Origin of the sequence: Arthrobacter alpinus, assembly GCF_001445575.1 — a bacterium.
Lineage (GTDB): Bacteria > Actinomycetota > Actinomycetes > Actinomycetales > Micrococcaceae > Specibacter > Specibacter alpinus_C.
In genome coordinates this window covers 1-15,962 of record NZ_CP013200.1, presented here as the reverse complement: position 1 = coordinate 15,962, position 15,962 = coordinate 1, and the positions used below count along the sequence as shown (strand labels likewise).

1 protein-coding gene and 6 rRNA genes are annotated in these 15,962 nt (G+C 53.2%); all 7 read left to right on the top strand.

From position 1 onward, the window contains the following. The first annotated feature begins 105 nt into the window (after positions 1-105). The 7 genes from AS189_RS00035 (at position 106) to rrf (AS189_RS00005) (ending at position 14,815) form a co-directional block, all read left to right on the top strand. A protein-coding gene (locus AS189_RS00035) for an IS3 family transposase (RefSeq protein WP_129587101.1) occupies positions 106-1,292 on the top strand; the annotation gives its coding sequence in 2 pieces (ribosomal slippage) (positions 106-385 and positions 385-1,292; 1,188 coding nt in all). A gap of 913 nt (positions 1,293-2,205) precedes the next feature. Continuing rightward, positions 2,206-3,739: ribosomal RNA gene (locus tag AS189_RS00030) — 16S ribosomal RNA — on the top strand. Between the two features lie 567 nt (positions 3,740-4,306). Then, a 23S ribosomal RNA gene (locus tag AS189_RS00025) occupies positions 4,307-7,480 on the top strand. Between the two features lie 231 nt (positions 7,481-7,711). Further along, a 5S ribosomal RNA gene (gene rrf / locus AS189_RS00020) occupies positions 7,712-7,828 on the top strand. 1,371 nt (positions 7,829-9,199) lie between these two features. Next, positions 9,200-10,733: ribosomal RNA gene (locus AS189_RS00015) — 16S ribosomal RNA — on the top strand. A gap of 565 nt (positions 10,734-11,298) precedes the next feature. Continuing rightward, a 23S ribosomal RNA gene (locus AS189_RS00010) occupies positions 11,299-14,467 on the top strand. Positions 14,468-14,698: 231 nt separating this feature from the next. After that, a 5S ribosomal RNA gene (gene rrf, locus AS189_RS00005) occupies positions 14,699-14,815 on the top strand. Together the 16S, 23S and 5S rRNA genes form the textbook arrangement of a ribosomal RNA operon. Positions 14,816-15,962: the final 1,147 nt, after the last annotated feature.

The following is a 15,962-nucleotide window of genomic DNA, read 5'->3' as shown; positions in this document are numbered from 1 at the left end:
TGGAGGTACTGCGATGAGTGGGCGGCAAGAATCGGCCGGGTCTGACCAGGGTTTGATTGACATCTGACTTGTGAGTTTTTGCTTGCAAGTGAAAGGATGTTTAACATGCCTAAAGCTTTTCCTGAAGAGTTCCGCCGTGATGTGGTCGCCGTGGCCCGCAAGGGCGAATCCACCATCGTCCAGATCGCGAAAGACTTCGGTATTTCCCCGGCTGCCTTGCATCGGTGGTTGAAGATCGCTGACGTCCAGGATGGGGTGGTCCCGGGGGTCACCAAGGAAGAATCCACCGAGCTGCGTGAGGCGAAGAAACGCATCCGACTGCTCGAGCAAGAGGCGGAGGTGATGCGCCGGGCGGTGGCTTACCTTTCTCGAGATATCAACCCAAAATGATGTACCCGCTGGTCCTTGAACTAGCCGCTCCCCAAGCCCTTCTGCGGGTTCCGGTCGCGGTGACCTGCCGGGTACTGGGATTCTCCCGCCAAGCCTTCTACCAGTGGTGCGTAAGCCCTGTCAGCGACCGGGACTGGGAAGAAGCCCACCTGGTCAACGCTGCCCTAGATATCCATGCCGAGGAACCGACGTTCGGGTACCGGCTGATCCATGACGAGCTCGTCCACGAACAGGGGCTGGTGGCCTCTGAGACCAGGGTGGGGCGGTTGTGCAGTGAGAACAGGATTCTCTCGGTCATCCACCGTCGGCGCGGGACCGGGAAGAAAGCCGGCCCGCCCGTCCATGATGATCATGTCCGGCGGGACTTCACTGCCACGGCGGCCAATGCGCTGTGGCTTACCGATATTACCGAGCACCACACCGGCGAAGGCAAGCTCTATCTGTGTGCGATCAAGGACGTCTTCTCCAACAGAATCGTGGGCTACTCCATCGATTCCCGAATGAAAGCCTCCCTGGCTGTTAACGCCTTGCAGGCCGCGATCAGTCAACGCGACCCGCAAGGAACCCTGATACACAGCGACAGAGGATCTCAATTCCGGTCCAAGAAGTACGTCCGTCTCATCAGCTCCACAGGCCTGCAAGGCTCCATGGGACGGGTCGGGGCATGTGCAGATAATGCCGCCATGGAAAGTTTTTTCTCACTGCTTCAAAAGAACGTGCTGAACCAAAAGCGCTGGGAAACCCGCGAAGAACTACGCCTGGCCATCGTGGTCTGGATCGAGAAAACCTACCATCGCCGGCGCCGCCAACGACGCCTCGGCAAGCTAACACCAATCGAGTTTGAGACAATAAAGAAGACCACTCAACCGGTCACCAAAATTTCAGCCCAACCTGTCAACTAAACCCCGGGCAGACCCGCCCAGTGACCAGTGACCAGTGACCAGTGGGTAGAGGGTAGTGGGTAGTTGGCAGGTATCGGGCCTCATGGTGTGTGGAGTGAGGGTGGAATTCCTCTTTAGGGGTGGATGATTTTCTCCGTGTGGCATGCCACCTCATTCTTTAGTGGATGTTTTCTTTAGTGGAAGTCAGCAATGCCGGCCGGCTAGGTGATGGTTATTCAGGTGCTGGGGGTTGCTTGTTGCCATGGCTTGATCGTTCTCTGGTTCGTTCCTGGTGCGGGGGAGTGCGGGCGTGTTGGTTCTCGTCGCTAGGTGTGTGGGTCTTGGTGGTGGTGGGGTTGAAAGCGGCGGTACTGCGGGGTTTAAAGGGGTGGCTGTGCCGTGGCTATGACGGGGCCGCTGGCGTTGGTGGTGGGGGTGCCCGTCCTGGATTTGCGTGGGGGCGAGTATCTGTGTATTGTTACTATCTGTTGCTTGCGCAAGGTTGAGCCGCTTCGAAAGAAGCAAAGTTTCATAGTCTCCCATCTCGCAGGTATCCAACCTAAATAATTCATTGATTTTGATGACTCTTTTGAGTTCTAAATAATGATGAGAAATAAGGGTTTATGGAATTCATGGAGTGACCAGCCGCACATGGTGCGGAGTGGACAAAATGAATACAAATGAAATAAAGTATGGATATCGCAACGATGAAAACTAATGATGAAATATTGATTAGTAAGTACTCGAATGCAGTTGTTGTTTGAGAACTCAATAGTGTGCCAAGTTTTATTGATACCAATTTATTTATATTGAATTGGTTATTTGGTTGTGTGTTGCCGCCCCTGTGGTGATGCATGATCGTTTAGCTGGTTTCGAATTTAGTGCATGCTTTCATTACCTTTTTCCGGTGTGATTGTGTGTGTCTGTTTAGTTATTAACGGAGAGTTTGATCCTGGCTCAGGATGAACGCTGGCGGCGTGCTTAACACATGCAAGTCGAACGATGAACCCGCTTGCGGGGGATTAGTGGCGAACGGGTGAGTAACACGTGAGTAACCTGCCCTTAACTCTGGGATAAGCCTTGGAAACGGGGTCTAATACTGGATATTGACTTTACCTCGCATGGGGTTTAGTTGAAAGATTTATTGGTTTTGGATGGACTCGCGGCCTATCAGCTTGTTGGTGAGGTAATGGCTCACCAAGGCGACGACGGGTAGCCGGCCTGAGAGGGTGACCGGCCACACTGGGACTGAGACACGGCCCAGACTCCTACGGGAGGCAGCAGTGGGGAATATTGCACAATGGGCGAAAGCCTGATGCAGCGACGCCGCGTGAGGGATGACGGCCTTCGGGTTGTAAACCTCTTTCAGTAGGGAACAAGGCCACACGTTGTGTGGTTGAGGGTACTTGCAGAAGAAGCGCCGGCTAACTACGTGCCAGCAGCCGCGGTAATACGTAGGGCGCAAGCGTTATCCGGAATTATTGGGCGTAAAGAGCTCGTAGGCGGTTTGTCGCGTCTGCCGTGAAAGTCCGGGGCTCAACTCCGGATCTGCGGTGGGTACGGGCAGACTAGAGTGATGTAGGGGAGACTGGAATTCCTGGTGTAGCGGTGAAATGCGCAGATATCAGGAGGAACACCGATGGCGAAGGCAGGTCTCTGGGCATTAACTGACGCTGAGGAGCGAAAGCATGGGGAGCGAACAGGATTAGATACCCTGGTAGTCCATGCCGTAAACGTTGGGCACTAGGTGTGGGGGACATTCCACGTTTTCCGCGCCGTAGCTAACGCATTAAGTGCCCCGCCTGGGGAGTACGGCCGCAAGGCTAAAACTCAAAGGAATTGACGGGGGCCCGCACAAGCGGCGGAGCATGCGGATTAATTCGATGCAACGCGAAGAACCTTACCAAGGCTTGACATGAACTGGAAATACCTGGAAACAGGTGCCCCGCTTGCGGTCGGTTTACAGGTGGTGCATGGTTGTCGTCAGCTCGTGTCGTGAGATGTTGGGTTAAGTCCCGCAACGAGCGCAACCCTCGTTCTATGTTGCCAGCACGTAATGGTGGGGACTCATAGGAGACTGCCGGGGTCAACTCGGAGGAAGGTGAGGACGACGTCAAATCATCATGCCCCTTATGTCTTGGGCTTCACGCATGCTACAATGGCCGGTACAATGGGTTGCGATACTGTGAGGTGGAGCTAATCCCAAAAAGCCGGTCTCAGTTCGGATTGGGGTCTGCAACTCGACCCCATGAAGTCGGAGTCGCTAGTAATCGCAGATCAGCAACGCTGCGGTGAATACGTTCCCGGGCCTTGTACACACCGCCCGTCAAGTCACGAAAGTTGGTAACACCCGAAGCCGGTGGCCTAACCCCCTTGTGGGGAGGGAGCTGTCGAAGGTGGGACTGGCGATTGGGACTAAGTCGTAACAAGGTAGCCGTACCGGAAGGTGCGGCTGGATCACCTCCTTTCTAAGGAGCACCAAACGCCACGATCGGCTCCGCATGGAGACGTATTGGTGGTGTGAGGAGTAAAGACTCATTGCCAGAACGCATGTTTCTGGGTGAGTTGCTCAAGGGTGGAATATCAATAAAATAGGTGCCTGCTGGTACATGGCGATCTGAATCGAGTACACCGTCCCTTTGGGGGTGGGAGGAAAAGTTCATCAAGGATTGTTGTGTTGTGGTGGGTGGTGTTTGGCACACTGTTGGGTCCTGGAACAACAACGTTCCTTCCTTCGGGTTGGAGTTGTGTTGTGCCTGGTTTCCTGCACATAACGGACTTACTGACGAAAGACACTTTGGTGTTTGTTGGTGGGGATGTGTGTGGTGGGGTTGTTGTTTGAGAACTACATAGTGAACGCGAGCATCTTTTATAAGAAAGCAATTTCTTTGAGAAAATGAATGAACCTGGATCTGATGCTGCATCCTTTTGGGTGTGGTTGATGTTTTCATGGTTCTCTCGATAATCAAGATACATAAATCATGATGCAGGGCCTCTTTGTGGGGTGTTGTGTTGTGTTTGACCCGCTTGTGTGTGGTCAAGTTTTTAAGGGCACACGGTGAATGCCTTGGCATTAGGAGCCGAAGAAGGACGTAGGAATCTGCGATAAGCCTCGGGGAGTTGATAACCAAACTTTGATCCGAGGGTGTCCGAATGGGGGAACCCCGCTACCCGGTGTAAGCCGAGGTGGTGACCTGCACCTGAATATATAGGGTGTGTGGAGGGAACGTGGGGAAGTGAAACATCTCAGTACCCACAGGAAGAGAAAACAATAGTGATTCCGTTAGTAGTGGCGAGCGAACGCGGATCAGGCTAAACCGTGTCATGTGTGATAGCCGGCGGGCGTTGCATGGTGCGGGGTTGTGGGACTTACCGTTCTGATTCTGCCGGATCAGTGAGGGGAATGGTGCATGTATAGGTGAACGGTTTTGAATGGCCGACCGTAGAGGGTGAGAGTCCCGTAACTGAAATGCAGTGCACTCCCTGGAAAGTATCCCAAGTAGCACGGGGCCCGAGAAATCCCGTGTGAATCTGTCAGGACCACCTGATAAGCCTAAATACTACCTAATGACCGATAGCGGACAAGTACCGTGAGGGAAAGGTGAAAAGTACCCCGGGAGGGGAGTGAAATAGTACCTGAAACCGTGTGCTTACAATCCGTCAGAGCAAGCGTGCACCTTTGGGTGTAGTTGTTCTTGTGATGGCGTGCCTTTTGAAGAATGAGCCTGCGAGTTAGTGTTACGTCGCGAGGTTAACCCGTGTGGGGAAGCCGTAGCGAAAGCGAGTCTGAATAGGGCGAGTTTAGTGGCGTGATCTAGACCCGAAGCGAAGTGATCTACCCATGGCCAGGTTGAAGCGCGTGTAAGAGCGCGTGGAGGACCGAACCCACTTCAGTTGAAAATGGAGGGGATGAGCTGTGGGTAGGGGTGAAAGGCCAATCAAACTTCGTGATAGCTGGTTCTCCCCGAAATGCATTTAGGTGCAGCGTTGCGTGTTTCTTACTGGAGGTAGAGCTACTGGATGGCTAATGGGCCCTACAAGGTTACTGACGTCAGCCAAACTCCGAATGCCGGTAAGTCAGAGCGTAGCAGTGAGACTGTGGGGGATAAGCTTCATAGTCGAGAGGGAAACAGCCCAGACCACCAACTAAGGCCCCTAAGCGTGTGCTAAGTGGGAAAGGATGTGGGATTGCTTAGACAACCAGGAGGTTGGCTTAGAAGCAGCCATCCTTAAAAGAGTGCGTAATAGCTCACTGGTCAAGTGATTCCGCGCCGACAATGTAGCGGGGCTCAAGTACACCGCCGAAGTTGTGGATTTCAAACATTGCCCTAGCCAGTAGGTTCGTCCTTTGGTTCAGGGGTTTGGAGTGGTAGGGGAGCGTCGTGTAGGCATTGAAGTCGCAGTGTGAACTAGCGGTGGAGCCTACACGAGTGAGAATGCAGGCATGAGTAGCGAAAGACGGGTGAGAAACCCGTCCGCCGAATGATCAAGGGTTCCAGGGTCAAGCTAATCTGCCCTGGGTAAGTCGGGACCTAAGGCGAGGCCGACAGGCGTAGTCGATGGACAACGGGTTGATATTCCCGTACCGGTGAAGAACCGCCCCTATTGAACCAATAATACTAACCACCCAAACCACCATTGAGTGTCCTTCGGGACCAGGGTGTGTGGGGAGCGTGGGACCTGAGTTGGGGATGTAAACGTATTAACAGGTGTGACGCAGGAAGGTAGCCGAGCCGGGCGATGGTAGTCCCGGTCTAAGGACGTAGGAAACACGATAGGCAAATCCGTTGTGTTGTCTTCAATGACGATTCTGAGATCTGATGGGACCCCCGCATGGGGGAATTCGGTGATCCTATGCTGCCTAGAAAAGCATCGACGTGAGGTTCAAACCGCCCGTACCCCAAACCGACACAGGTGATCAGGTAGAGAATACTAAGGCGATCGAGAGAATTATGGTTAAGGAACTCGGCAAAATGCCCCCGTAACTTCGGGAGAAGGGGGGCCTGCCATGTGAAGGACACTAGCTGTCCGTGAGCGTGTGTGGGCCGCAGAGACCAGGGGGAAGCGACTGTTTACTAAAAACACAGGTCCATGCGAAGTCGCAAGACGATGTATATGGACTGACTCCTGCCCGGTGCTGGAAGGTTAAGAGGACCGGTTAGCTCAACTTGTTGAGCGAAGCTGAGAATTTAAGCCCCAGTAAACGGCGGTGGTAACTATAACCATCCTAAGGTAGCGAAATTCCTTGTCGGGTAAGTTCCGACCTGCACGAATGGAGTAACGACTTCCCCGCTGTCTCAACCATAAACTCGGCGAAATTGCAGTACGAGTAAAGATGCTCGTTACGCGCAGCAGGACGGAAAGACCCCGAGACCTTTACTATAGTTTGGTATTGGTGTTCGGAGTGGCTTGTGTAGGATAGGTGGGAGACTGTGAAGCGACAACGCTAGTTGTTGTGGAGTCATCGTTGAAATACCACTCTGGTCACTTTGGACATCTAACTTCGGCCCGTAATCCGGGTCAGGGACAGTGCCTGATGGGTAGTTTAACTGGGGCGGTTGCCTCCTAAAAAGTAACGGAGGCGCCCAAAGGTTCCCTCAGCCTGGTTGGCAATCAGGTTTCGAGTGTAAGTGCACAAGGGAGCTTGACTGTGAGAGGGACACCTCGAGCAGGGACGAAAGTCGGGACTAGTGATCCGGCGGCACATTGTGGAATGGCCGTCGCTCAACGGATAAAAGGTACCTCGGGGATAACAGGCTGATCTTGCCCAAGAGTCCATATCGACGGCATGGTTTGGCACCTCGATGTCGGCTCGTCGCATCCTGGGGCTGGAGTAGGTCCCAAGGGTTGGGCTGTTCGCCCATTAAAGCGGTACGCGAGCTGGGTTTAGAACGTCGTGAGACAGTTCGGTCCCTATCCGCTGCGCGCGCAGGAAATTTGAGAAGGTCTGTCCTTAGTACGAGAGGACCGGGACGGACGAACCTCTGGTGTGTCAGTTGTACTGCCAAGTGCATCGCTGATTAGCTACGTTCGGATGGGATAACCGCTGAAAGCATCTAAGCGGGAAGCCCGCTTCAAGATGAGATTTCCATACACCTAAACGTGTGAGAGGCCCCCAGCAGACCACTGGGTTGATAGGCCGGATGTGGAAGCGAGGACTAAAGACTCGTGAAGCTGACCGGTACTAATAGGCCGATAACTTACACCACACACACTCTTATATGACATGAGTATGCTCGCGTTCACTATGTGGTTCCCAACCAACAAACCCATCAAGGATTTGTTAAGTTGAAACCAAAAAAAACAGGTTCCTTTACTGTGACTCTACCCACCAGTTCCTGGTGAAAAGAGAAACACGAAGAGCCTGTATAATAAAATACTGTTGCTCCAAGAGCACCCAACAAGCCACCCAACCAGGAAACTGGAACTGGGGAACGAGTTACGGTGGTCATAGCGTGGGGGAAACGCCCGGTCCCATTCCGAACCCGGAAGCTAAGACCCACAGCGCCGATGGTACTGCATTCGTGAGGATGTGGGAGAGTAGGACACCGCCGGACAACACGTAAAAAAAAGGGTCGAGGCCCCACACCAACACTGGTGTGGGGCCTCCCCACATTTAACACCACAACCACAACACCCCCAACACCACTATTCAAGGCCACCCCCACCCAAGGTGGCCACCACTATTTAAAGCCGCTCTGCTCACCCCAGCAGCAGCTACCCCACCACCGGCACCGCCTGTGCCGAAGCAGACCCGGGTGATGGCTCTTTCGAGCAACACCGTTGATGGCCACCCCGCCTAGGTGGCCATTGCTGTTTAAAGTCCGTGGTGGAGGCCGTGCTGTCATGGGTGCTAAGGAGCGTCGTACTTCTTGGTTGTCTGTGGGTTCAAGCTACACAAGCAACAGGGGTGGCCGGCCAGGACGCTCGGGGCGGATCTGTGGAGTACAGCGGCGTGGAATCCGTAGTTCTGTTCATACCAGGATGTTCCTCTGCTGGAGGTACTGCGATGAGTGGGCGGCAAGAATCGGCCCAGTGACCAGTGACCAGTGACCAGTGGGTAGAGGGTAGTGGGTAGTTGGCAGGTATCGGGCCTCATGGTGTGTGGAGTGAGGGTGGAATTCCTCTTTAGGGGTGGATGATTTTCTCCGTGTGGCATGCCACCTCATTCTTTAGTGGATGTTTTCTTTAGTGGAAGTCAGCAATGCCGGCCGGCTAGGTGATGGTTATTCAGGTGCTGGGGGTTGCTTGTTGCCATGGCTTGATCGTTCTCTGGTTCGTTCCTGGTGCGGGGGAGTGCGGGCGTGTTGGTTCTCGTCGCTAGGTGTGTGGGTCTTGGTGGTGGTGGGGTTGAAAGCGGCGGTACTGCGGGGTTTAAAGGGGTGGCTGTGCCGTGGCTATGACGGGGCCGCTGGCGTTGGTGGTGGGGGTGCCCGTCCTGGATTTGCGTGGGGGCGAGTATCTGTGTATTGTTACTATCTGTTGCTTGCGCAAGGTTGAGCCGCTTCGAAAGAAGCAAAGTTTCATAGTCTCCCATCTCGCAGGTATCCAACCTAAATAATTCATTGATTTTGATGACTCTTTTGAGTTCTAAATAATGATGAGAAATAAGGGTTTATGGAATTCATGGAGTGACCAGCCGCACATGGTGCGGAGTGGACAAAATGAATACAAATGAAATAAAGTATGGATATCGCAACGATGAAAACTAATGATGAAATATTGATTAGTAAGTACTCGAATGCAGTTGTTGTTTGAGAACTCAATAGTGTGCCAAGTTTTATTGATACCAATTTATTTATATTGAATTGGTTATTTGGTTGTGTGTTGCCGCCCCTGTGGTGATGCATGATCGTTTAGCTGGTTTCGAATTTAGTGCATGCTTTCATTACCTTTTTCCGGTGTGATTGTGTGTGTCTGTTTAGTTATTAACGGAGAGTTTGATCCTGGCTCAGGATGAACGCTGGCGGCGTGCTTAACACATGCAAGTCGAACGATGAACCCGCTTGCGGGGGATTAGTGGCGAACGGGTGAGTAACACGTGAGTAACCTGCCCTTAACTCTGGGATAAGCCTTGGAAACGGGGTCTAATACTGGATATTGACTTTACCTCGCATGGGGTTTAGTTGAAAGATTTATTGGTTTTGGATGGACTCGCGGCCTATCAGCTTGTTGGTGAGGTAATGGCTCACCAAGGCGACGACGGGTAGCCGGCCTGAGAGGGTGACCGGCCACACTGGGACTGAGACACGGCCCAGACTCCTACGGGAGGCAGCAGTGGGGAATATTGCACAATGGGCGAAAGCCTGATGCAGCGACGCCGCGTGAGGGATGACGGCCTTCGGGTTGTAAACCTCTTTCAGTAGGGAACAAGGCCACACGTTGTGTGGTTGAGGGTACTTGCAGAAGAAGCGCCGGCTAACTACGTGCCAGCAGCCGCGGTAATACGTAGGGCGCAAGCGTTATCCGGAATTATTGGGCGTAAAGAGCTCGTAGGCGGTTTGTCGCGTCTGCCGTGAAAGTCCGGGGCTCAACTCCGGATCTGCGGTGGGTACGGGCAGACTAGAGTGATGTAGGGGAGACTGGAATTCCTGGTGTAGCGGTGAAATGCGCAGATATCAGGAGGAACACCGATGGCGAAGGCAGGTCTCTGGGCATTAACTGACGCTGAGGAGCGAAAGCATGGGGAGCGAACAGGATTAGATACCCTGGTAGTCCATGCCGTAAACGTTGGGCACTAGGTGTGGGGGACATTCCACGTTTTCCGCGCCGTAGCTAACGCATTAAGTGCCCCGCCTGGGGAGTACGGCCGCAAGGCTAAAACTCAAAGGAATTGACGGGGGCCCGCACAAGCGGCGGAGCATGCGGATTAATTCGATGCAACGCGAAGAACCTTACCAAGGCTTGACATGAACTGGAAATACCTGGAAACAGGTGCCCCGCTTGCGGTCGGTTTACAGGTGGTGCATGGTTGTCGTCAGCTCGTGTCGTGAGATGTTGGGTTAAGTCCCGCAACGAGCGCAACCCTCGTTCTATGTTGCCAGCACGTAATGGTGGGGACTCATAGGAGACTGCCGGGGTCAACTCGGAGGAAGGTGAGGACGACGTCAAATCATCATGCCCCTTATGTCTTGGGCTTCACGCATGCTACAATGGCCGGTACAATGGGTTGCGATACTGTGAGGTGGAGCTAATCCCAAAAAGCCGGTCTCAGTTCGGATTGGGGTCTGCAACTCGACCCCATGAAGTCGGAGTCGCTAGTAATCGCAGATCAGCAACGCTGCGGTGAATACGTTCCCGGGCCTTGTACACACCGCCCGTCAAGTCACGAAAGTTGGTAACACCCGAAGCCGGTGGCCTAACCCCCTTGTGGGGAGGGAGCTGTCGAAGGTGGGACTGGCGATTGGGACTAAGTCGTAACAAGGTAGCCGTACCGGAAGGTGCGGCTGGATCACCTCCTTTCTAAGGAGCACCAAACGCCCGATCGGCTCCGCATGGAGACGTATTGGTGGTGTGAGGAGTAAAGACTCATTGCCAGAACGCATGTTTCTGGGTGAGTTGCTCAAGGGTGGAATATCAATAAAATAGGTGCCTGCTGGTACATGGCGATCTGAATCGAGTACACCGTCCCTTTGGGGGTGGGAGGAAAAGTTCATCAAGGTTGTTGTGTTGTGGTGGGTGGTGTTTGGCACACTGTTGGGTCCTGGAACAACAACGTTCCTTCCTTCGGGTTGGAGTTGTGTTGTGCCTGGTTTCCTGCACATGACGGACTTACTGACGAAAGACACTTTGGTGTTTGTTGGTGGGGATGTGTGTGGTGGGGTTGTTGTTTGAGAACTACATAGTGAACGCGAGCATCTTTTATAAGAAAGCAATTTCTTTGAGAAAATGAATGAACCTGGATCTGATGCTGCACCTTTTGGGGTGTGGTTGATGTTTTCATGGTTCTCTCGATAATCAAGATACATAAATCATGATGCAGGGCCTCTTTGTGGGGTGTTGTGTTGTGTTTGACCCGCTTGTGTGTGGTCAAGTTTTTAAGGGCACACGGTGAATGCCTTGGCATTAGGAGCCGAAGAAGGACGTAGGAATCTGCGATAAGCCTCGGGGAGTTGATAACCAAACTTTGATCCGAGGGTGTCCGAATGGGGAACCCCGCTACCCGGTGTAAGTCGAGGTGGTGACCTGCACCTGAATATATAGGGTGTGTGGAGGGAACGTGGGGAAGTGAAACATCTCAGTACCCACAGGAAGAGAAAACAATAGTGATTCCGTTAGTAGTGGCGAGCGAACGCGGATCAGGCTAAACCGTGTCATGTGTGATAGCCGGCGGGCGTTGCATGGTGCGGGGTTGTGGGACTTACCGTTCTGATTCTGCCGGATCAGTGAGGGGAATGGTGCATGTATAGGTGAACGGTTTTGAATGGCCGACCGTAGAGGGTGAGAGTCCCGTAACTGAAATGCAGTGCACTCCCTGGAAAGTATCCCAAGTAGCACGGGGCCCGAGAAATCCCGTGTGAATCTGTCAGGACCACCTGATAAGCCTAAATACTACCTAATGACCGATAGCGGACAAGTACCGTGAGGGAAAGGTGAAAAGTACCCCGGGAGGGGAGTGAAATAGTACCTGAAACCGTGTGCTTACAATCCGTCAGAGCAAGCGTGCACCTTTGGGTGTAGTTGTTCTTGTGATGGCGTGCCTTTTGAAGAATGAGCCTGCGAGTTAGTGTTACGTCGCGAGGTTAACCCGTGTGGGGAAGCCGTAGCGAAAGCGAGTCTGAATAGGGCGAGTTTAGTGGCGTGATCTAGACCCGAAGCGAAGTGATCTACCCATGGCCAGGTTGAAGCGCGTGTAAGAGCGCGTGGAGGACCGAACCCACTTCAGTTGAAAATGGAGGGGATGAGCTGTGGGTAGGGGTGAAAGGCCAATCAAACTTCGTGATAGCTGGTTCTCCCCGAAATGCATTTAGGTGCAGCGTTGCGTGTTTCTTACTGGAGGTAGAGCTACTGGATGGCTAATGGGCCCTACAAGGTTACTGACGTCAGCCAAACTCCGAATGCCGGTAAGTCAGAGCGTAGCAGTGAGACTGTGGGGATAAGCTTCATAGTCGAGAGGGAAACAGCCCAGACCACCAACTAAGGCCCCTAAGCGTGTGCTAAGTGGGAAAGGATGTGGGATTGCTTAGACAACCAGGAGGTTGGCTTAGAAGCAGCCATCCTTAAAAGAGTGCGTAATAGCTCACTGGTCAAGTGATTCCGCGCCGACAATGTAGCGGGGCTCAAGTACACCGCCGAAGTTGTGGATTTCAAACATTGCCCTAGCCAGTAGGTTCGTCCTTTGGTTCAGGGGTTTGGAGTGGTAGGGGAGCGTCGTGTAGGCATTGAAGTCGCAGTGTGAACTAGCGGTGGAGCCTACACGAGTGAGAATGCAGGCATGAGTAGCGAAAGACGGGTGAGAAACCCGTCCGCCGAATGATCAAGGGTTCCAGGGTCAAGCTAATCTGCCCTGGGTAGTCGGGACCTAAGGCGAGGCCGACAGGCGTAGTCGATGGACAACGGGTTGATATTCCCGTACCGGTGAAGAACCGCCCCTATTGAACCAATAATACTAACCACCCAAACCACCATTGAGTGTCCTTCGGGACCAGGGTGTGTGGGGAGCGTGGGACCTGAGTTGGGGATGTAAACGTATTAACAGGTGTGACGCAGGAAGGTAGCCGAGCCGGGCGATGGTAGTCCCGGTCTAAGGACGTAGGAAACACGATAGGCAAATCCGTTGTGTTGTCTTCAATGACGATTCTGAGATCTGATGGGACCCCCGCATGGGGGAATTCGGTGATCCTATGCTGCCTAGAAAAGCATCGACGTGAGGTTCAAACCGCCCGTACCCCAAACCGACACAGGTGATCAGGTAGAGAATACTAAGGCGATCGAGAGAATTATGGTTAAGGAACTCGGCAAAATGCCCCCGTAACTTCGGGAGAAGGGGGGCCTGCCATGTGAAGGACACTAGCTGTCCGTGAGCGTGTGTGGGCCGCAGAGACCAGGGGGAAGCGACTGTTTACTAAAAACACAGGTCCATGCGAAGTCGCAAGACGATGTATATGGACTGACTCCTGCCCGGTGCTGGAAGGTTAAGAGGACCGGTTAGCTCAACTTGTTGAGCGAAGCTGAGAATTTAAGCCCCAGTAAACGGCGGTGGTAACTATAACCATCCTAAGGTAGCGAATTCCTTGTCGGGTAAGTTCCGACCTGCACGAATGGAGTAACGACTTCCCCGCTGTCTCAACCATAAACTCGGCGAAATTGCAGTACGAGTAAAGATGCTCGTTACGCGCAGCAGGACGGAAAGACCCCGAGACCTTTACTATAGTTTGGTATTGGTGTTCGGAGTGGCTTGTGTAGGATAGGTGGGAGACTGTGAAGCGACAACGCTAGTTGTTGTGGAGTCATCGTTGAAATACCACTCTGGTCACTTTGGACATCTAACTTCGGCCCGTAATCCGGGTCAGGGACAGTGCCTGATGGGTAGTTTAACTGGGGCGGTTGCCTCCTAAAAAGTAACGGAGGCGCCCAAAGGTTCCCTCAGCCTGGTTGGCAATCAGGTTTCGAGTGTAAGTGCACAAGGGAGCTTGACTGTGAGAGGGACACTCGAGCAGGGACGAAAGTCGGGACTAGTGATCCGGCGGCACATTGTGGAATGGCCGTCGCTCAACGGATAAAGGTACCTCGGGGATAACAGGCTGATCTTGCCCAAGAGTCCATATCGACGGCATGGTTTGGCACCTCGATGTCGGCTCGTCGCATCCTGGGGCTGGAGTAGGTCCCAAGGGTTGGCTGTTCGCCCATTAAAGCGGTACGCGAGCTGGGTTTAGAACGTCGTGAGACAGTTCGGTCCCTATCCGCTGCGCGCGCAGGAAATTTGAGAAGGTCTGTCCTTAGTACGAGAGGGACCGGGACGGACGAAACCTCTGGTGTGTCAGTTGTACTGCCAAGTGCATCGCTGATTAGCTACGTTCGGATGGGATAACCGCTGAAAGCATCTAAGCGGGAAGCCCGCTTCAAGATGAGATTTCCATACACCTAAACGTGTGAGAGGCCCCCAGCAGACCACTGGGTTGATAGGCCGGATGTGGAAGCGAGGACTAAAGACTCGTGAAGCTGACCGGTACTAATAGGCCGATAACTTACACCACACACACTCTTATATGACATGAGTATGCTCGCGTTCACTATGTGGTTCCCAACCAACAAACCCATCAAGGATTTGTTAAGTTGAAACCAAAAAAAACAGGTTCCTTTACTGTGACTCTACCCACCAGTTCCTGGTGAAAAGAGAAACACGAAGAGCCTGTATAATAAAATACTGTTGCTCCAAGAGCACCCAACAAGCCACCCAACCAGGAAACTGGAACTGGGGAACGAGTTACGGTGGTCATAGCGTGGGGGAAACGCCCGGTCCCATTCCGAACCCGGAAGCTAAGACCCACAGCGCCGATGGTACTGCATTCGTGAGGATGTGGGAGAGTAGGACACCGCCGGACAACACGTAAAAAAAAGGGTCGAGGCCCCACACCAACACTGGTGTGGGGCCTCCCCATTTAACACCACAACCACAACACCCCAACACCACTATTCAAGGCCACCCCCACCCAAGGTGGCCACCACTATTTAAAGCCGCTCTGCTCACCCCAGCAGCAGCTACCCCACCACCGGCACCGCCTGTGCCGAAGCAGACCCGGGTGATGGCTCTTTCGAGCAACACCGTTGATGGCCACCCCGCCTAGGTGGCCATTGCTGTTTAAAGTCCGTGGTGGAGGCCGTGCTGTCATGGGTGCTAAGGAGCGTCGTACTTCTTGGTTGTCTGTGGGTTCAAGCTACACAAGCAACAGGGGTGGCCGGCCAGGACGCTCGGGGCGGATCTGTGGAGTACAGCGGCGTGGAATCCGTAGTTCTGTTCATACCAGGATGTTCCTCTGCTGGAGGTACTGCGATGAGTGGGCGGCAAGAATCGGCCCAGTGACCAGTGACCAGTGACCAGTGGGTAGAGGGTAGTGGGTAGTTGGCAGGTATCGGGCCTCATGGTGTGTGGAGTGAGGGTGGAATTCCTCTTTAGGGGTGGATGATTTTCTCCGTGTGGCATGCCACCTCATTCTTTAGTGGATGTTTTCTTTAGTGGAAGTCAGCAATGCCGGCCGGCTAGGTGATGGTTATTCAGGTGCTGGGGGTTGCTTGTTGCCATGGCTTGATCGTTCTCTGGTTCGTTCCTGGTGCGGGGGAGTGCGGGCGTGTTGGTTCTCGTCGCTAGGTGTGTGGGTCTTGGTGGTGGTGGGGTTGAAAGCGGCGGTACTGCGGGGTTTAAAGGGGTGGCTGTGCCGTGGCTATGACGGGGCCGCTGGCGTTGGTGGTGGGGGTGCCCGTCCTGGATTTGCGTGGGGGCGAGTATCTGTGTATTGTTACTATCTGTTGCTTGCGCAAGGTTGAGCCGCTTCGAAAGAAGCAAAGTTTCATAGTCTCCCATCTCGCAGGTATCCAACCTAAATAATTCATTGATTTTGATGACTCTTTTGAGTTCTAAATAATGATGAGAAATAAGGGTTTATGGAATTCATGGAGTGACCAGCCGCACATGGTGCGGAGTGGACAAAATGAATACAAATGAAATAAAGTATGGATATCGCAACGATGAAA